This is a genomic window from Corynebacterium sp. (genome assembly GCF_030532965.1).
Classification (GTDB): domain Bacteria; phylum Actinomycetota; class Actinomycetes; order Mycobacteriales; family Mycobacteriaceae; genus Corynebacterium.
On the sequence record NZ_JAUNKC010000024.1, the window covers coordinates 14,217 to 32,422 of the forward strand.

The 18,206-nt window shown below is 57.3% G+C and carries 15 protein-coding genes and 3 tRNA genes; 10 read left to right on the forward strand and 8 right to left on the reverse strand.

Annotated features, from left to right (window positions below; all coding sequences use genetic code 11):
* Positions 1-140 precede the first annotated feature (140 nt).
* From Q4D85_RS10560 to Q4D85_RS10575, 4 genes are read left to right on the forward strand one after another with little or no spacing between them, the layout of a single operon-like run.
* Positions 141-1,085: a metal ABC transporter solute-binding protein, Zn/Mn family gene (locus Q4D85_RS10560; protein ID WP_303200289.1), complete on the forward strand. Its 945-nt coding sequence runs from the start codon at positions 141-143 to the stop codon at positions 1,083-1,085.
* A gap of 8 nt (positions 1,086-1,093) precedes the next feature.
* On the forward strand, positions 1,094-1,807 hold the full coding sequence (locus Q4D85_RS10565; protein ID WP_303200291.1) for a metal ABC transporter ATP-binding protein: 714 nt from the start codon (positions 1,094-1,096) through the stop codon (positions 1,805-1,807).
* Positions 1,807-2,676 (forward strand): metal ABC transporter permease, encoded by an 870-nt coding sequence (locus Q4D85_RS10570; RefSeq protein ID WP_303200293.1) that lies wholly within the window; start codon positions 1,807-1,809, stop codon positions 2,674-2,676. The genes Q4D85_RS10565 and Q4D85_RS10570 overlap by 1 nt, the downstream gene beginning before the upstream one ends.
* On the forward strand, positions 2,673-3,536 hold the full coding sequence (locus Q4D85_RS10575; RefSeq protein ID WP_303200295.1) for a metal ABC transporter permease: 864 nt from the start codon (positions 2,673-2,675) through the stop codon (positions 3,534-3,536). Before Q4D85_RS10570 ends, Q4D85_RS10575 begins: the two co-directional genes overlap by 4 nt.
* Here Q4D85_RS10575 and Q4D85_RS10580 read toward each other — a convergent pair.
* Genes Q4D85_RS10580 through Q4D85_RS10590 form a run of 3 tightly spaced genes read right to left on the reverse strand, consistent with a single transcriptional unit; the run spans position 3,533 to position 7,772 of the window.
* Positions 3,533-6,265, reverse strand: coding sequence for an IucA/IucC family protein (locus Q4D85_RS10580; protein WP_303200296.1), 2,733 nt, complete (start codon positions 6,263-6,265; stop codon positions 3,533-3,535). The two genes, Q4D85_RS10575 and Q4D85_RS10580, sit on opposite strands and share 4 nt — an antisense overlap.
* On the reverse strand, positions 6,262-7,005 hold the full coding sequence (locus tag Q4D85_RS10585; protein ID WP_303200297.1) for a cyclase family protein: 744 nt from the start codon (positions 7,003-7,005) through the stop codon (positions 6,262-6,264). Before Q4D85_RS10585 ends, Q4D85_RS10580 begins: the two co-directional genes overlap by 4 nt.
* Positions 7,006-7,037: 32 nt before the next feature.
* Positions 7,038-7,772: a cyclase family protein gene (locus Q4D85_RS10590; protein WP_303200298.1), complete on the reverse strand. Its 735-nt coding sequence runs from the start codon at positions 7,770-7,772 to the stop codon at positions 7,038-7,040.
* 105 nt (positions 7,773-7,877) lie between these two features.
* Here Q4D85_RS10590 and Q4D85_RS10595 point away from each other — a divergent pair, with 105 nt between their 5' ends.
* Positions 7,878-8,570, forward strand: coding sequence for a GNAT family N-acetyltransferase (locus Q4D85_RS10595; RefSeq protein WP_303200300.1), 693 nt, complete (start codon positions 7,878-7,880; stop codon positions 8,568-8,570).
* A gap of 36 nt (positions 8,571-8,606) precedes the next feature.
* Here the strand turns inward: Q4D85_RS10595 and Q4D85_RS10600 are convergent, their stop codons facing one another.
* Entirely contained in the window at positions 8,607-9,413 is an 807-nt protein-coding gene (locus tag Q4D85_RS10600; RefSeq protein ID WP_303200302.1) for an ABC transporter ATP-binding protein, read from the reverse strand.
* A gap of 15 nt (positions 9,414-9,428) precedes the next feature.
* Positions 9,429-10,298: an ABC transporter permease gene (locus tag Q4D85_RS10605; protein ID WP_303200335.1), complete on the reverse strand. Its 870-nt coding sequence runs from the start codon at positions 10,296-10,298 to the stop codon at positions 9,429-9,431.
* Positions 10,299-10,439: 141 nt separating this feature from the next.
* On the opposite strand from Q4D85_RS10605, the gene Q4D85_RS10610 reads away from it, so the two are divergent.
* On the forward strand, positions 10,440-11,627 hold the full coding sequence (locus Q4D85_RS10610) for an aminotransferase class V-fold PLP-dependent enzyme (protein ID WP_303200304.1): 1,188 nt from the start codon (positions 10,440-10,442) through the stop codon (positions 11,625-11,627).
* 55 nt (positions 11,628-11,682) lie between these two features.
* Here the strand turns inward: Q4D85_RS10610 and Q4D85_RS10615 are convergent, their stop codons facing one another.
* Positions 11,683-12,633 (reverse strand): NAD(P)H-quinone oxidoreductase, encoded by a 951-nt coding sequence (locus Q4D85_RS10615; RefSeq protein ID WP_303200305.1) that lies wholly within the window; start codon positions 12,631-12,633, stop codon positions 11,683-11,685.
* 72 nt (positions 12,634-12,705) lie between these two features.
* Between Q4D85_RS10615 and Q4D85_RS10620 the strand changes: the two genes are divergently transcribed.
* Positions 12,706-12,790, forward strand: a tRNA-Ser gene (locus tag Q4D85_RS10620).
* Positions 12,791-12,832: 42 nt separating this feature from the next.
* On the opposite strand, the gene hisC is transcribed toward Q4D85_RS10620, so the two are convergent.
* On the reverse strand, positions 12,833-13,873 hold the full coding sequence (hisC, locus tag Q4D85_RS10625; protein ID WP_303200307.1) for a histidinol-phosphate transaminase: 1,041 nt from the start codon (positions 13,871-13,873) through the stop codon (positions 12,833-12,835).
* A 120-nt stretch (positions 13,874-13,993) separates the two neighbouring features.
* Here hisC and Q4D85_RS10630 point away from each other — a divergent pair.
* The 3 genes from Q4D85_RS10630 (at position 13,994) to Q4D85_RS10640 (ending at position 16,324) form a co-directional block, all read left to right on the forward strand.
* A tRNA-Ser gene (locus Q4D85_RS10630) sits at positions 13,994-14,082 on the forward strand.
* Between the two features lie 487 nt (positions 14,083-14,569).
* Entirely contained in the window at positions 14,570-16,147 is a 1,578-nt protein-coding gene (locus tag Q4D85_RS10635) for a DASS family sodium-coupled anion symporter (RefSeq protein ID WP_303200309.1), read from the forward strand.
* Between the two features lie 104 nt (positions 16,148-16,251).
* Positions 16,252-16,324, forward strand: a tRNA-Arg gene (locus Q4D85_RS10640).
* Positions 16,325-17,128: 804 nt separating this feature from the next.
* Here the strand turns inward: Q4D85_RS10640 and Q4D85_RS10645 are convergent.
* Complete coding sequence (locus Q4D85_RS10645; protein WP_303200311.1) at positions 17,129-18,169, reverse strand: prephenate dehydrogenase; 1,041 nt, start codon at positions 18,167-18,169, stop codon at positions 17,129-17,131.
* Between the last annotated feature and the right edge of the window lie 37 nt (positions 18,170-18,206).

Here is an 18,206-nt window from a genome sequence, read left to right on the forward strand (position 1 = left end):
CATTCAGATCGATGAACATAAAAGTTGGTGAAAATTTTCCAGGTTAGGGCCAGTTTAGTGAAATAAAGCATTCATTGCCTACCCCCATATTGATTCATACGGGAAAAACCCGGCTTAAATGGCGTTTAAGCTGAATGGCTATGAGAATCAATTTCAAGAAAATCGGCGCTGTACTCGCAACAAGCGCATTGCTGACCGGCGTAACCGCATGCGCCACCGATACCGCTAAAGACACGGCTAAAGCCGAAGGACTGACCGTCTTCGCCACCACCGGATACATCGGCGATGCCGTGGCAAATATTGCCCCCGACGCAGACCTCACCGTGATGGTCGGCCCTGGCGGCGACCCGCACACCTACCAGCCAACCACCCAGGATATTGAGAAAATCAAGAATTCTGACGTGGTGTTCTGGACCGGTCTACACATGGAAGCCCAGATGATCGACCAGTTGGAGGCCCAAGGCGACCGCCAGGTGGCGGTGGGTGAGAATATCCCTAAAGAAAAGCGGCTGGATTGGCCGGAGCTGGGCGAGGGCGGCGAAAAACTCTACGATCCGCACGTATGGAATTCCACCGAAAACTGGAAGTACGTTGTGGAAGCGATCACCGAAAAGCTCGTGGCAGTAGATGAGAAGAACGCTGACACCTACAAGAAAAATGCGGAGAAGTTCACGAAGGAAATCGACGAAGCGGCCAAGTACGTCGAAGAAAAGATCAATACCATCCCAGAAGAAAACCGCATCCTGATCACCGGCCACGATGCCTTCAATTACTTTGGTGAGCAGTTCGGGCTGGAGATTCACGCCACCGACTTTGTCACTTCCGAATCGGAGCTTTCGGCAGCGGAATTGAAGGAACTCGGCGAGTTTATCGCGGAGAAGAAAATCAAGACGATTTTCCAGGACAACCTCGCAAACCCGCAGGCCATTAACTCGTTGCAAGAGACGGTCAAAGCCGCAGGTTGGGACGTAACCATCTCGGAGAAGGAACTGTTTGCTGATTCCTTAGGTGAGTCCGCGCCGACCGACACCTATATCGGTATCCTCAAATACAATGCAGATACCATCGCTGAAGCACTCAGCTAGGGCAATCAATGGATGCATTGACCATCAACGGGCTCACCGTTGCATACGGTGCGACCATAGCCGTTGAAGACGCCACCATTACCGTCCCCACCGGGGCGGTAATGGGGTTGATCGGCCCCAACGGTGCCGGTAAATCAACGGTCATCAAAGCCGCATTGGACTTGATTCCCAGCACGTCACGTGAGTGCTTGTTCTTCGGGCAACCCCTCGATAGCGTGCGAGATCGGGTCGCCTATATGCCGCAGGCCGCCGCAGTGGATTGGGACTATCCCATCACCGTGGAACAGGTGGTTGCGATGGGCCTGTATAGCGAATTGGGTTGGTTTAAACGCATGACCCCAGCCCACCGCGCCCGGGTCGCCGACGCGATGGAGCGGGTCGGCATCGCTGCTTTAGCAAAACGGCAAATCTCGGAGCTTTCCGGCGGGCAACGCCGCCGCGTCTTCGTGGCTCGGGTTTTGGTGCAGAAACCGGATTTCTACCTGTTGGATGAACCATTCGCTGGGGTAGATGCCGCCAGCGAAAAAGTGATTCGCGGCGTATTGCACGAATTGCGTGACGCGGGTGCGACCATCGCCATCGTCCACCACGACCTTTCGACGGTCACGGAATTGTGCGATCACGTGTGCATTCTTAACAAACATGTCATTGCCTGCGGCCCGGTGGACACCATGTTTAACCGGGACAATATCAACGCGGCGTTCGGGTTGGGGTTGTTGTGATGAGCCTGCTCGATTTTCTTTCGGAGTTCTCCTACCGGCGCATCGTATTAGGAACCGTGCTCATAGGCGCGTGTTCCGGCGCGATGGGGGCGTTTTTGTACTTGCGCCGTCAATCATTAATGTCCGACGTGATTGGGCATTCCGCCACCCCAGGTGTGATGGGCGCGTTTCTGATAGTGGGGATCACCGCCGCCGGTTTCGACGCCAGATCCATGCCGGTGATTGTGGTCGGCGCGCTGGTCACCGGGCTGTTGTCGGTGGTTTTGGCTAATAAAGTGGCAGAGACAACCCGAATCGGAATCGATGCCACGATGGCCGTGATGCTGTCGCTGTTTTTGGGCGGCGGGTTACTGCTGCTGCAAATCATCCAACGCTCCCGCATCAAAGGAAAAGGGGGCATTGAGGAATTGATGTTTGGCAATGCGGCGACGTTGACCAATCTCGATGTTGCGACGATTGCAGTGGTAACCACCGTGGTTTTCGTTATCGTGGCGTTGATGTGGCGGCCGTTTAATGTACTCACCTTCGACCCAACCTTGGCGCAGGTGAGCGGGGTGCGTACCCATCGGATTTCGCCGGTGCTGTTTGGCATTATCGTGTTAGCGATCGTTATCGGGGTCAAAGCCGTGGGGCTCATCCTCATGATCGCATTCGCGGTGTTCCCGCCCGCGGCGGCGCGACAATTCTCCCGCACAGTCGGCCAGATGGCTTTGTTATCTGGGGTATTTGGGGCTTGCGCGGCGGTGATAGGCACGTATATCTCAGTTGCGGTCGGAAAGGTGCCCACCGGACCGGTCATCGTGATCGTGTTAAGCGTTATCGTCGCTTTATCCATGGTGATTACACCTAGCCGAGGAGGAGTCGGATGAGCTTCGCCGTTTCCGTGTCATTACTGGCCGCAGTGGTATCCATAACAGCTGCCTTGCCGGGGGTGGTGCTGGTGTTGCGTCGACAAGCAATGCTGTCGGACGCGCTAGCACATGCGGTTTTACCCGGTATTGCGGTGGCCGCGCTCTGGGCATCGTCGCCGCGCTCACCGGTCCTCATCATCGGCGCGACCGTCGGCGGGGTCGTGGTAATGGCGACAACCGAGTGGCTTCGGGGCCGCAAACGGTTCACCGAAGATTCGGCCACCGGGCTGATTTTCCCGGCGTTTTTCGCCATCGGCGTGATCTTAATCTCCACCCGGTTCACCGCGACCACCATCTCCGAACACACCGTTTTGGTCGGCGATTTAAACGTCGCAGCACTGACCCATTTGGAAGTAGGGGGCTACGATCTAGGGCCCAAAGACATGTGGGTGGTGGGTGCCGCGGGGTTAATCACTCTGGCGGTGATCGTTTTAGCCCACCGGCCGTTGAGCATAACCACCTTTGATCCGGTGTTTGCACGCAGCATCGGCATCAAACACCGACTGCTGGATTACGTGGTGATGATCCTGGTGTCACTGACCGTCGTGGTTGCCTTCAACGCCGCTGGTGCGGTGTTAGTGGTGGCGCTCATGATCGTACCTGCGGCCACCGCGCTGCTTATCACCCATTCCCAAGGAATGATGCTGCTGGTCACCCTGGCGGTGGCGCTGATCAGCTCCCAAGCGGGGTTCTGGGTGGCGTATCACCTTGATACCGCCACCTCACCCACAATGGCGTTCGTCGACGGGCTGATATTCCTCGCCGTATGGCTCGTTCACCGCGGGCTTATCCGCCGGCAACCGGCGGCCGCCACCTAATCGGCCGTGGGCTGTTCCGTGGGAACCAGCGGATTGGGGATATCGACGTAGATATCCCCAGCCTGTGGGTCTAAAGACATCCGCACAAACGCCTTTTGTTTGATGGTCGGGGACAACAGCGCGTCAATATCCTCCTGCGGTGGATTATGCGTGGCGATCAGCTCGTCGACGATCATGCGAATGCGATCCCAATCGCAGGGGAAGCCCGCCAAATTGCCCAGGAAGGTGGCGTAATAGCCCTTATTACAAAACTCGGCGTGATCCTCGGTTAAGGTGACCGCGCCTTCTTCCAACGGAATGTCCGTCGCGCGTTCCTTCAACGCCCTAAGTCCGGAGAAATCCCGCAAGCCTAAGCCCGTGTAGGTGCCGGTGTCGTCGAAAAGCAGAAGGGCATTTTGCAAATGCGCCTCCAGCGCTATTCCGTGATTCCACATGGTGGGCAGCACCGTTTCAAGCAGGTCGCGGACGTAGCCCTCGGGTGGCGCTTCGTTGCGCAACGCCGTCGCGGAAATCGCCACCGTCGCCGAGCCAATATCCGCCGACCGGATAAGCGTGCTGAGGCTGCGGCTAATGCGGGGATCGAAAATCACGCCCCGGTAGGCGCAACCAGCGATTTCCGGCAGCACCGTCACCGCGGGATTGGTACGCGCCAAAAGCCGGGCAATATAATCCGCCACTTTCGGCGTTCCCAGCGCCGAATCCGCCGACATCGACCGACGGGTGGAGGTCAGCACCACGTCGATCGACGTCTTGATATATAGCCGCTTCCCCGAGGTCCCCCGATGATAAGTCAACGCGGTGCGCATGGAAATGGTCGGCAATACCGGCAATGTGACACCGAAGTCCACCACCTTTTCGCCGAACTGCGGGGCAATAATATGCTCCCACTGCCACGGGTGCACCGGGACGATACGCAGCGGCGTATCCGGCACCAGATCGGGAAATTCCCGCCGCAGAATAGCGGTGACATCGCCGGTCTCATTGAGCATCCCCACCGGCACCCCAATCAGCTTGAGGTGGGTGACTCGGAAATTCTCCGGCCCGTACAACCGGGAATCTTCCGGGCTAAAACCCCGCCGTAGCTTTGCTAACGGGTGGACGTTATGGCCGGTGATGGTCAGCGAATCTGCCAATACCCCCACAAAATCGACCGGAACTACCGGAAGATTCCGCCGTCGCTTTTCGACGACCTGCTTAACCTGCGCCAACGTTGCAATCGCATTGTCAATATCCTCGGCGTTGGGGTCCTCAGCCACCTGCTCCATCTCTTTAGCCGCAGCTAACCGGCTACGCACATGCTGCCGGGCCCACTCGGTTTCATCGATGCGTGGCGGCATGCTGATCGGATTATCAAACCACACATAGTCCTGTTCGGTCACCGCACCGGATAGCCGCATTCCCAACACCCGCTTCCGCGGCAGCCGGTGTGCTAAGCCATCGATCTCAATATCGGCCGGGTCGATCCCGGCGGCGTCGCAAAGCCCCAGAATCAGATTGCTAATCATCGGGTAGATCAGTTTTGCCCGAGCAGTGTCATAATCCGCGCAGATCAAAGCGGTGTCGGCCAAGAATCCCCAATCGCGCTGGCGGTAAAACGGCGAATCCGCCACGATGCGGCAGCCGCCGAAATCCCGGACCGTCACCGCATAGGGCATACCGTCGCGCAGCTTGAGCACCGTATTCTGCGGGTGCGGTTCCAGCGCCAGGCCGTACTCCGCCAATTCCAGTGCCGGAGTGATGAGAATATGCGCTAACCTGCCGAACCACTCGGCGGCAGTCACACCCGATTCGGCTAAGACCTCATGGAACAGCAGTTTCCCGGTGATCGGGTTGGTGGCCATGAGTGCCGCCACCGGAATCCCATCCGGCTCGGCACGCACGATCGCCCCTAATTCGTCCGAGACCCGCACCCCGGCCAAATCGTGGCCCACGGTAAACGCGGGAGTGTCGTCAACCGTGTACGGTGCGATGCCGCGTCGTCGAATAGCGGCGAGCGCCTCGCCCGCGATGATCGGACCTGCCAACGCCGCCCGCGAAATCCCCCGGATCGCACCGGTGAGCTGGAAACTCACCGAGGTTTTAATGTGGACGCAGCCGGTCTCGTCGGACACCCGCAAGGTACGCACACTCATCAGCGGTTCCGCCCGGGCGGTCGTCTCTAACAGCCGAATATCGTCCGAGAGCTGCACCACGTTCGCCAATTGCCACGGGTGCACCGGCACCACCACAAAACCCGGCGGCACTTCGGCCAACAGCCGCGCGGCCAAGCCGGGGATGTGTTCCTTAAACGCAGCGATCACCGAAATCCCGCTGTGCTCCGCGATGGTTTCCCGCACCGCCAAAAACGGCAAGGCGAAGCTTTCCACCTGCTCCGGCAGCACCTGCGCAAACCCGGGGCCTAATCCCAATGTTGTTTTCGCACACGGGTGCTTCGGGTGGCCTTCGCAGATGATTTGCTCTAAATTTCCAAGCTCAGTACGGCCTGCGTAGCGGCGCGCCACCCCGGCGCGGGCGCGGGCCAAGCCCACGACGCTATCGGCTAATTCCAAAGCAGTACGCTCAAAATTGGTGGCTGGCACCGCCAACACGGGGCGCACCGCTTCCAAGACTGCCACCGGGTCGGCATCCGGGGCGATGGAATCTACAACCGAGTAATCGGTGAGTAATTCCTCTTCCCGCAGCGCGGTAAGCAACCGGGACAAAATGGTGCGCTGGGCAGTGTCAGTCATACTGTCATTGGTAGCACGGCAACCGCCCGGACTGGGAACCCGGTGCCCAGCGCAGGTTTTGGCCAGGCCGCAATCAGCAGTGCCCCGGTTGCTGGCACCAGGTCAAGTCCGGTCATGCGTTCAATCTGCCACCGGCCTAACTCCAAGATTCGCAATTGTGCCGGAAACTCCTCCCGCGACACCATAACACCCGGGTCGGTATCAAGAGTTTCATGGCCGATGGCGGTGATACTTCGTTCAGTCACCAACCATTCGATAACTTGAGGAGTCCAACCAGGGCAGTGGGCGATGCCATCGGCGTCCTGATTAGTCATGAGCTCCGGATCGGGCCACCGTTTGGACCAGTCGGAGCGAAACGCCACGAAGGCGTGTGCCGGTATTTGGCCGTAGTGTTCTTCCCATCGCTCAATATCGGCGATGCTCGGCGTGAAGTCCGCGTCGGTGGCCACCTCGGCTGTGAAATCCAGGACCACCAGCGGCAGAAGCATCTCGGAAACGGGAATATCGTCCAGTCGCCGTCCGCCCACCACCGCATGCGCCGGGGCGTCGACGTGGGTTCCCCACTGGCCTACCAAGGAAAATACCGTTGCAAGGCAACCGAGTTGGGGGAGGTCTGGTATGTCGCGTCGTACCTCATCCGGATCGGTCGGGAATTTCGGGATTCCCGGGCCAAACCCATGACTGAGGTCCACGAACTGAAGGTGACGCAGCTGTTCAACGACCTGCCACAGATCCGACATGTCAGTACCTCCCATGGTGATGTGCGGGTGGTTTACACGATAGCGAAGGCGCGCGCCGGGAAGCCAGTGCCGTTTAATGGTTTCGGCCAGGTAGCCACGATGAGTGCACCGGTGGCAGGCACTTGGTCCAGGTTGGCTAACAGCTCAATCTGCCACTTATCGTGTTGGAGCAGCAGCAATTCAGCTGGGAGCGCGCCGCCGGACACCACGATGCCCTGGTCGGTGTCGGTGGTTTCGTGGCCGATGGCGGTGATGTCGCGTTCGGTAATGAGCCATTCGATAACGTGAGGAGTCCAACCGGGGTAGTGGGCGATGCCGTCGGCGTCTTTGTTGGCCACCAGCTCCGGATCAGGCCAGCGCTTGGACCAGTCGGAGCGAAACGCCACGAAGGCACCCGCCGGGATCTGTCCGTGTTGTTCTTCCCACCGCGTAATGTCGGCGATGGTTGGCGTGAAGTCTGCGTCGTCGGCGACCTCGGCGGTGAAATCCAGGACCACCAGCGGCAGAATCATTTGCTTGACGTCGATATTGTCCAAGGTGCGTGCGCCCGCCACGAAGTGTACGGGCGGGTCAACGTGGGTGCCCCATTGGCCGACGAAACTGTATTGGGTGACCTCAAATCCGTGTTCCGGGACGTTAAATAGCGTGGTCCGTTCTTCGTCGGGAAGCAGGTGGAACCGGGGCTGTCCGGCCTGGAAGGCGTGGGTGAGATCGACGAAGGTGTGCTCGGTGCGTAAGGTGTGGGCTAATTGCCAAAGATCTGTCATGGCAGACAACTTAGTCTAGGAATATTTGAACCGCATAGTCTAGCCCGGCGGCTATGAATAAAATTCTGGTTGCAGCGAATTTTCGGCATTGGCTAAGGTGGGGGAATGGATACTTTGGCACAGTTTTGGCCGCCGTTTGCGCTGACCATGACCGCCACGGACGGTGAGCGCTCTATCATTCTGCGGGTTGTTCGTGATGACGATCTGGTTGAATTGAGCGACATTACCGAAGCGGATATTTACGGCTCGGAAGTGCCGTCCTATGCTTTCGTGTGGCTCAATGCTCCGTATCCGGAGCGGGTTGCCGCATCTTTCCAATTCCGGTGGAATAATCGCGCGCAATTAAAACCGGAATCCTGGTCCTTGGATTTCGTCGCACGCGACGCCAATACCGGTGAGGTTATCGGTGGGATGGACATACGGGCGACTGATTTCGCAAAGACCCGCACCGTGGAAACTGGCTCTTGGGTGTTTCACAAGCACCAGGGATCCGGCTACGGCTCGCTTATGCGCCACGCATTAATCCAGCTCGCCTTCGATGTCTTCGGCGCCGCCCGGGTGGAAACCGGCTGGCATGAGGGCAATATCGCGTCTGCGCGGGTGAGCGAAAAACTCGGGTACAGCGTTTTCCCCACGGATCGAACCAGCCCGGTTTATGACGGATCGTTGCAGCCAGTCATCGGGGCGGCGCTGTCGCCGGAAGCTTATCGACGTTCAAACGTCGTCGTCACCATCGACGGCGTTCGCCCCGAACTGGGGGCGATGCTGGGCTTAACGCAGGCGGACCGACAGAAGTAGTACAACCACCGCCCAGGTGGCGGTGTTCTACACCACTTAGGGATTAGCCTGGGCCTTTTGCTTCTCTAAATCCATAAGGACCCGGCGCACGTGATTGGCTGCTCCTTCGCCTTCGTAGGCTTCGACGATATCGGGGATAGGGCCAGCCTGCCGGATTTCGCCATGATCCACCCACAGCGCGGTATCGCACAGCTGAGCCAAGAAGTCATTGGAGTGGGAGGCAAACACCAAAATGCCGGAACGCTCCACGAGCTCTTGGAGCCGGGTGCGCGCTTTGGCCATGAATGCGGCATCCACCGCGCCGATTCCCTCGTCGAGAAGCAAAATCTCCGGCTCAATGGAGGTAACCACACCCAACGCTAATCGGATTCGCATGCCGGTGGAATAGGTGCGAAGCGGCATGGCCAGATAATCACCCAACTCGGAAAACTCGGCGATCTCATCCATTTTCTGCTTCATCTGCTTCCGGGTCTGGCCTAAGAACAACCCCCGAATAACGATGTTTTCAAATCCGGATATCTCCGGATCCATTCCCACGCCCAGGTCAAAAACTGGTGCGACCCGGCCCCGAATGTGGGCGGAACCCCGGGTTGGTTCATAAATTCCAGACAGCAGGCGCAGCAGCGTGGATTTACCGGCACCGTTGTGGCCAACCAGGCCCACCCGGTCGCCCTCCCGAAGATGCAGATTGACGTTTTTCAACGCCTCCACCACAACGGTGTTGTCTTTATTCCGGCCGATGGCGCCACCGGCCGCCCCAAGGAATGCCTTTTTCATCGAACGGGACTTCGCGTCAAAAATAGGGAAGTCTACGCACGCGTTGTAGGTATCGATCGAAACCATTGAAAAACTCCTGCCTTAAACCCAGTAACTAACCCTAAACCGCCACTGGCGCATGGCCAGCATGGCCACCGCCAAACCAGCCACGGTGCACGCAAGCACCACCCACCAGTGATATGTTGGCAAGTCGGCTCCAATCAGCGGCGCACGCACCACCTCCATGTAGTGGTACAGCGGGTTAAGCTGCGCGAGTTTAGCCCGTTCCGAGATCGCCCCGCCTTGGTCTTTAAGCGTTTGGGTCATCCACACGATCGGGGTGACATAGAACAACAACTGCACTCCTGCTTCCAGCAGCGGGGCGACGTCGCGATAACGAGTGGCGATAATGCCGAAGAACATCGAAACCCACACGCCATTGGCGATCAACAGCAGCATCGCGGGGATCGCTAGCAATAAATCCCAGCCCAAGGCGCGGGGGAAAATAAGCATGAGGATTACCCAGATAACCAGGTTATGGCCTAAAAACAACGTTTGTTTCCATACCAACCGGTACACATGGACGGACAATGCTGAAGGCAATTGCTTAATAAGACCTTCGTTTTCGATGAAAACCTGGGCTCCTTCCTTGATGCAGCCTGAAATAAACGTCCACATGATTAAGCCAACTGTGACGTGGGGGAGAAATTCGGCTACCGGAATTTTAAACAAAACCGAGTACAACAGACCAAGAGCCAACGCCATCACACCGGTAGCGATGGTGATCCACAACGGGCCTAACACCGAACGGCGATAACGCTGTTTGATGTCTTGCCACCCCAAACTCAACCACAGTTCGTGTTGCTTAAAACCACGAAGCAAATCGTGCCATGCGGCCTTGAATGTCTTAGATTCTGACGGTTCTGGGTCCGAAGCGGCCGCCGCAGTGATACGGTCAATTTGATTCGACAATTTAGCCCTCAGGGCTGAGTCGAGCTTTTTGTAGTCTTCTTGATCCTGCACAAATGTTTAGCTTAGCTGGCTTGGTGCGCTAAATGGGCATGGAGGGCATACTATTTATGCGTTGGTTGTGTACACACTAAAGGAGTACTGATGGTCTTTGACGTTGCCCGCGTTCGAGGTTTGTACACCTCACTTGGTGATGGCTGGACATATTTGTGCGCCCATGCGCAGCCACAAATACCCGAGCGAGTGTCATCGGCAGTTGCACGCGGATTTCGGCTTTCCTCGGTCGTGGAATTCACAGATCCCTTTAAGAGCAACCACATGCTTACCCCCGAAGGAGGGCGATTGGGGGCAGAATCACAATTCGCCTCCGCGCGGTACGCGATCGCAGATTTAACCGGCACCTCGCCCGAAGCAATTGTGCTAGCCCCTAGCCTTGATGTTTTATATTCACGGCTGAATCAAGCGTTGCGCCCGGTGCTCCGCCGAGGCTCACTCCTTGCCTCCCGCGCCGACGTTCGACAGATCGAACACACCGATGTTCACTACGCCGAACCCGACCTCGGCAACGGCGAAGTCCCCGCATGGCAGTACGCAAAACTGGTCACCGGGGCGACCCGGCTCGTGACACTATCGGCGGTGCACCCGCAGTTGGGCACGGTGAATAACGTTGCCCGTATCGCGGAAAACGTCCGGGACCATTCCCGCGCCTGGGTATTGGTTGATGCCACGGGGCTCGCTGGGTTTTCCTCCATCGCGGTAGAAGACCTCGGCGTAGACATGGTGGCGGTCGACTGCACCGCTTTTGGCGGCCCGCAGGTTGCGGCCCTGGCGCTGCGGGATGTTTCCATGTTCCCCCGGATGGATATGAGCGCCTTTATCAACGACGTCGCGCCGGGATTGGCGGCCGGAGTGCCCGCCGCCGTCGACCACATTGCTAACTTGGTGGAACAAGATCGTGGGCGTCGCCGGGACCGGCTGATGACGAGTCTGGAAGAAGCAGGTGGTTACCTGCGCTACCTGGCGGATTACCTGGCCGATTCGCTCAATGCCATGACCCGCTTGCATGTCTTTGGCGTTACCGGCGAGGTGGCCTTTGGCTCCACTGCGATTAGGGTGCCGCGGGTAACGTTCTGCATCCCAGGCGTGCCGGCGGAGACGATCCACAACCGGTTGATAACCAACCGCATGGTCACCACCATTGCCTCTGATGATCCGGTGTTGACCTCAATGGGATTGGCGGAAACAGATGGTGCCATCACCGTTGGTCTTGGCCCCTATAACACCACGCATGACGTGGACCAGCTGGTGCGGGTGTTGGCGTCGTTAGCTTAAAGCTTTGCGCCCCGCCTAAGCTTTTCGACGCCACCTAGGCGGGCCGGTGATCACCTTAATCCATGGTGAGTACGAGTTTGCCCGTCACCTCGCCATTTTTCAGCATGTCATGTGCCCGCTGTGCTTCCGCGAGTGGCAGGGTGGCGTGAATCTGATGCTTAATCACACCTGATTCCAGCAGTGGCCATACATTCGTGATGGTGTCCGCAACGATTCTGGCTTTGTCGTCCCGATCGCGGGCCCGCAACGCGGTCGCGGAAATCGTGCCGCGTTTTGTCAGCAGTTTGCCGATATTCAATTCGCCCTTGACCCCGCCTTGCAAACCGATGGTGACCATATGTCCATCCATCGCCAGGGCGGTGAGGTTTTGATCCAAATACTTAGCCCCCATGATGTCGAGGATGCGGTCGCAGCTGTTTTTGAGCACCTCGGCGAAATCCTGTTCCCGGTAATTGATGAGGATATCCGCCCCCAATTTCTTACAGGTTTCCAGCTTCTCGGCGCTGCCTGCGGTCACCGCGACGGTTGCCCCCATGTGCTTTGCCAATTGAATGGCGAAAGTGCCGATGCCGCCCGCACCGCCGTGGATCAAGAAAGTCTGCCCAGCGTTAAGCCCGGTCAACATGCCAATATTCGACCACACGGTGGTGGCCACCTCGACGATGGCGGCAGCTTCGGCGAAAGAATAGCCCTGTGGGATCGGCAGCAATTGCCCCTCCGGGACGGCAACGAATTCAGCATACCCACCGCCTGCTAAGAGGCACGCAACTTCTTCGCCCACTGTGCGATCAGTCGTCCCCGGATCGACGATCACCCCAGCGCATTCTAGGCCGATGATGTCTGATTCGCCTTTCGGCGGTGGGTAGTGGCCCGCGGCCTGGAGGATGTCGGCGCGATTGACACCCGCGGCACGGACTTCAACGAGGACTTCGCCGGGTTGTAGGGTGGGGGTAGGCGCTTCGGTGAGCTGTAGTTTCTTCTCGTCAGTGACGGATATTGCTTTCATACTCACCCACGTTAGGTGAAATTCGGGCGGAATGCGCTACACTCTTAAAAGTCTGTTGCAAACCAGACATCAGGAGATATGGCAGAGCGGCCGAATGCACTGGTCTTGAAAACCAGCGTAGGGAAACCTACCGGGGGTTCAAATCCCTCTATCTCCGCAGGTTGAAAGCCATGGGTGAAGAAAACAAGCCCATGGCTTTTTACATTCTCTCCTGCAGCGACTTCCAGGCGGTTAACAAAGCGTCAGACTCGACCTGGTTGGTTACGGTGATCCGAAGTCCCTCATCGAAAGCCCGCACAATCACCCCCGCTTCCGCGAGCTGTGCCGCCACCGACTGGGCATCCGGCAGTGGGAGCCACACGAAATTCGCCTCCGACATAGCCGCGCCGAGTTGGGTGGCCACCCGATCACGCTGCGCAACTACCTCGTCGGTGCGCTCTAACAGCTCATCGCAAGCATTCAGGCTGGCAATAGCACCCGCCTGCGCGACCGCATTGACGCCAAATGGCAGCGCCACCTTATTGAGTGCTTCGATCACCGCAGGATGCCCACATGCATAGCCGACGCGGACGCCAGCAAGACCATATGCCTTTGAAAACGTGCGCAGCCCCACGAGGTTATCGAATCGCCCAATCAGCTCGGTGGCGATAGGGGTATCGTCGGCGCGGACATATTCGAAATACGCCTCGTCCAATGCCACGATGATGTGATCGGGGACCTGTGCCATGAATTCGAGAAACTCCGACTCGCCAACAACAGTTCCGGTGGGGTTATTGGGGTTGCAGACAAAAATTAGTCGGGTGCGCTCCGTAACGGCGGCAGCCATAGCAACCAAATCGTTGCGTCCGGCGTCGTCAAGCGGAACCGGCACCGGGGTAGCGCCGGTCACCTGCGTGAAAATCGGGTACGCCTCAAAACTGCGCCACGGAAAAATGACCTCATCGCCCGGCCCCGCAGTAATCTGCACTAACTGCTGGCACAGCGCTGAGGAGCCGCACCCGACCGCTACCTGCGACGGTTCAACCCCTAGATGTTCGGCGAGCGCAGTGACCAACTCCGTCGCCGCCATATCGGGATAACGATTGGCCCCAGCCGCCGCCTCGGCCATGGCGGTCACTGCTGCCGGGAGGGGCGGGTGGGTTACTTCATTGCTGGATAATTTGATCACATTAGGCCAACGTTTGCCGGGGACATACGACGGGATAGTGCGGACATCAGGGCGGATAAACGGCGCATTCATGCAACATATCCTAACCACTTCGCCCCTGGTGTGAAGCGTCCGCACCACCATTTTTATGGACATTTGGAACTAGGCGCTGGATTGAGTAATATTGGGCGGGATTCAATAATGAATCTAGCTGGAGACGTGCCAGAGCGGCCGAATGGGGCTCACTGCTAATGAGTTGTCCTTTTAACGAAGGACCGGAGGTTCAAATCCTCTCGTCTCCGCAGCTTAAACCCGTTTCGTGACATATACGAAACGGGTTTTTCATACGCACTTTTCCGCCTTTCCATCCCTTAACCCCCTTCTAAACGGTGCACATGCACTCAGGTTTAGGTCCAACGGGGCAAGTGCTAAACCCTCGTTAATGTCGGAAGGCTGGGTCGCTCCTTGATGGGTGGCGTTGCAAGACTGACGCGCCATCCAACGTGAGTTTTATCTAATGGAGGAAACCGGGTCTGGGAATACCTTAACATCAACCTTTTGCTCGCCCCTTAATAGGGGGATAAGGGCTTGGGGTTGGCATAAATTCGGCCGCAGGTAATGCCAATAAAGGCGGAAATTAGCGTAAATGTAGGGGCACAAAACCATATTTACGCTGTGGGGATTGTGGGTTTATGGGTACGCTAAGGGAGAAATAGGTTTTCAATAACAGCTTTTCTTGAAAGTGGGGCTGTTGCGGGAAGCTGTCTGTCCCAACCGAAGGTTACTATCATGAGTACCCCCATTACCCACGAATCCTCTTCGCATGCACTCGCCGAAGACGCTGAGATTCGTGACGTTTCCGAATGGCGCCGACAAATCACTGGCCTGGTTATCGGGCTGGGCCTAGCGCTTGTTATCTATCTAGTATTCCCAACCGGGGCGGCGGACGTTGTTGCCAAAGCCGACCCCGAACTCGACGTCAGCTATGAAGCGCTGCGGATAACAGCTGCCGTTGCCGTACTCATGGGTGTCTGGTGGATGACGGAAGCAATCCCGCTCGCGGCAACAGCATTAGTGCCGCTGATCGCGTTCCCATTATCGCAGGTGATCACGTTTAAAGACATTGCTGCGCCATACGCCTCGCCCACAATCTTCCTTTTCATGGGCGGCTTCATCTTGGCGCTAGGCATGCAACGGTGGAACCTGCATCGTCGGCTAGCGCTTAGCGTGGTGCTTCTGGTGGGAACCAAACCCAAGCAATTAGTGGCCGGTTTCATGATTGCGACTGGGTTCTTGTCCATGTGGGTATCGAATACCGCTACCGCCGTCGTGATGCTGCCTATCGGTGTCTCTGTGCTGCAATTGACCGCCGAAACGGTCGGCGGCATGCGCAACCAAAAACGCTTCGCCACCGGCCTGATGCTCGCTATCGCCTATGCCGCCTCCATCGGGTCGTTGGGAACGATCATCGGCACCCCGCCGAACACAATGCTGGTCGCGTACATGGCGGAATCGCACGATATCCACATCGGGTTTGCCCAATGGATGATCGTCGGTGTGCCATTAGCGGTGATTTATATGGCTATCGCGTGGTTCGCCTTGGTTACCATTTTTAAGCCCGAAGTAAGCTCCATCCCCGGTGGTCGCGAATTGATCCGCGCTGAATTACAGAAAATGGGCAAGATGGGAATCGGCGAAACCCTCACCGCCATTATCTTCGCCGGCGCTGCGCTGGCCTGGGTTTTTGTGCCACTGATCATTGACAAACTCGGGTGGAAAATTGAAATCAGCGACGCTGCCATCGGCCTTACCGCCGCAATGCTCATGTTCATCGTCCCCGCCGACGTGAAAACCGGCGTGCGCATCATGGACTGGAAGACCGCCAACGAACTCCCATGGGACGTGCTACTACTCTTCGGTGGCGGCTTAGCGCTATCAAAGATGTTCTCCGACTCCGGCCTATCCCTGTGGATCGGCGAACTGGCTAAAGGCCTCGGCGCGCTGCCGTTGATCCTGCTAATCTTCGCCATCGCTGCCCTGGTGCTGATTCTTACCGAATTCACCTCCAACACCGCCACCGCCGCTACCTTCCTGCCCATCATGGCGGGTGTTGCCATCGGCCTCGGGCTGGCGCACAACGGCGACCAAAACATCCTCCTTCTCACCATTCCGGTCGCACTGTCTGCCACTTGTGCCTTTATGCTTCCGGTCGCCACCCCACCAAACGCCATCGCGTATGGTTCCGGCTTCGTGAAAATCGGCGATATGATCAAGGGCGGCATCTGGCTCAACATTATCGGCGTTGTCTTGGTGACAATCGCCACGTACTTCTTGGCGGTGCCAGTATTCGGCATGGTGCTGGGGTAGCGGCGACACAGTGCTTTTCGACGCCTAAAACGCCGATCTAACTGCAATTTTGCCAAAACTGTGTAACGAGTGTATTGTTCTTTCTTGTTGCACAGCAACCCTAAGCGCCCGTAGCTCAACGGATAGAGCATCTGACTACGGATCAGAAGGTTGGGGGTTCGAATCCCTCCGGGCGCACACTTAAAAACCCCAGGTCAAACCTACAATGGCCTGGGGTTTCCGCATGCCTAAACCGCACATAGCACCAATGATATTGTTGCAAGTTGTTGCAGGTTGTTGCTTCTCGCAGGGAACACTGAAGGAACACATAAGGAACAGATTGGGAACAGATTTGGCGAGAAGGCCCCAAAACGCGTTTTTACCCCCGATGCGGTTGGACGAAACGGAATGGGTTAGACGGTTAGCTTCTATGCCGAAATGGATAACCATTTAGTTGCTAACGGTCGAGGTTCTTTCATCGACCCGTTCATATCGAAGCCCAGCCAGTGTTATGCGATTGGCATTGTAGTTCGCTTTTGCTTACCACCCCTTCGATAGTGGTTAGGGAAAACGTGAGGAATCGCGCCAACAAACATGCGATAATGGGGGGCACCACTATGAGGAAGGAGAAGCGTGATGAGTGAAGTTTCCAAATCCACGGACGCGTTGTATTCAGATCGCATCCGGTTACTCCAGGTCGATCCAGAACGCTATTTTCAGTTGTACCCTCGCCCAAAATTTGGCTTTCAACCAACGGAATCAGATTCTCACAGCGAAGAGAAATAACTAAAAGTACCGAGCCAGCGCATTCCCTGAAACCTAAAGATGTCTGCCAGCTTTAGGGTTGTAGCCTCCGTATCTAGAGTTATTTCAGCCACAAAACCCCGCTAAGCGGGGTTTTGACGTATGGGGCAAGGAGTAACCGCATTTTTCCTTCGCCGGATCCTTTTGCACCATTTTCTGAAAACTACTCACCCCTAAAAGGCTTTCAGCTTAACGCCGTTACCCCTTCCCGTTTTCCCACAGTGCTTCAATCCGCGCCCCGAGGCTTTCCGCCTGGATCAGCTGCCGTACCCAGCCGTCCGCGCCGGGGTGGAGACGAAATACTGGGCGGTTGGATACCGGGGTGGGGCTGACTGACTGTTCGACGTTGAGGCCGGAGCGGGCTTCGAATCTAATGCGGGATCGGTAGCCGTTATCGACTAGTTCTTCCAGTGAGGGGTGGGTTTCGACGAGGTGGGCGCGGGCGTCGTTAAGCAAGGAGAGTGCTTCGTCGAGGGCGTCGAGAAGCGCCACGCTGTTGGTTTCGCACATTGCGCGCACAAGCGACGGTGCGGAGCCGGCGACCCGGGTGGCGTCGCGGAAGCTGCCAGCGGCGAGGGAAAGCGCGAGCGCACCGCCGTTGTCGCCGATGATCGCGAGTGTTTCGGCGAAGATATGGGGCAGGTGGCTCACGCGAGCCACGGCCGCGTCGTGCTGTTGTACCCGGGCGGGGATAACTTCGGCACCTACTTTGGTGGCCATGTGAACAACGTCCACCCATAGGCTTATCCAGTCTTCTTCTAATTCATCGCCCATGCAGGCGGCGTGGTCGAAGGTGACAACCCACACTGCGCGCTGAAATAGTTCCGAATAGGAAGCCTCCCAGCCGGAATTGGCGGTGCCTGCCATGGGGTGCCCGCCGACGTAGCGGGCTTGCATATCGCGTGCTTTGACGAGGTCGTAGACTTCGCCTTTGACGCTGACAACGTCGGTAAAACCGCAGCTTGGTGAGTGTTCATTGATGGCTTCCAGGAGCGAATCGATCGCGGGCATGGGGGTAGCCAAAACGATGAGTGCATTGTCAGCTTCGGCCCGAGTGAGGGTTTCTATTAAGTTGTCGCTGACATCAAAGCCTTCTTTTGCGGCGGCGCGAGCGGCGGAGGGGGAGCGGTTAAATCCGTAGGCGATGACGCCTTCGTCGATAAGCGCGCGAAGTAGCGAACCACCGATCAGTCCGAGGCCGAGAATGCAGACGGGGCGGGAAATTTCATTTATGCTCACCTGACAAGTGTGACACATAACGACTACGGTTATTCGG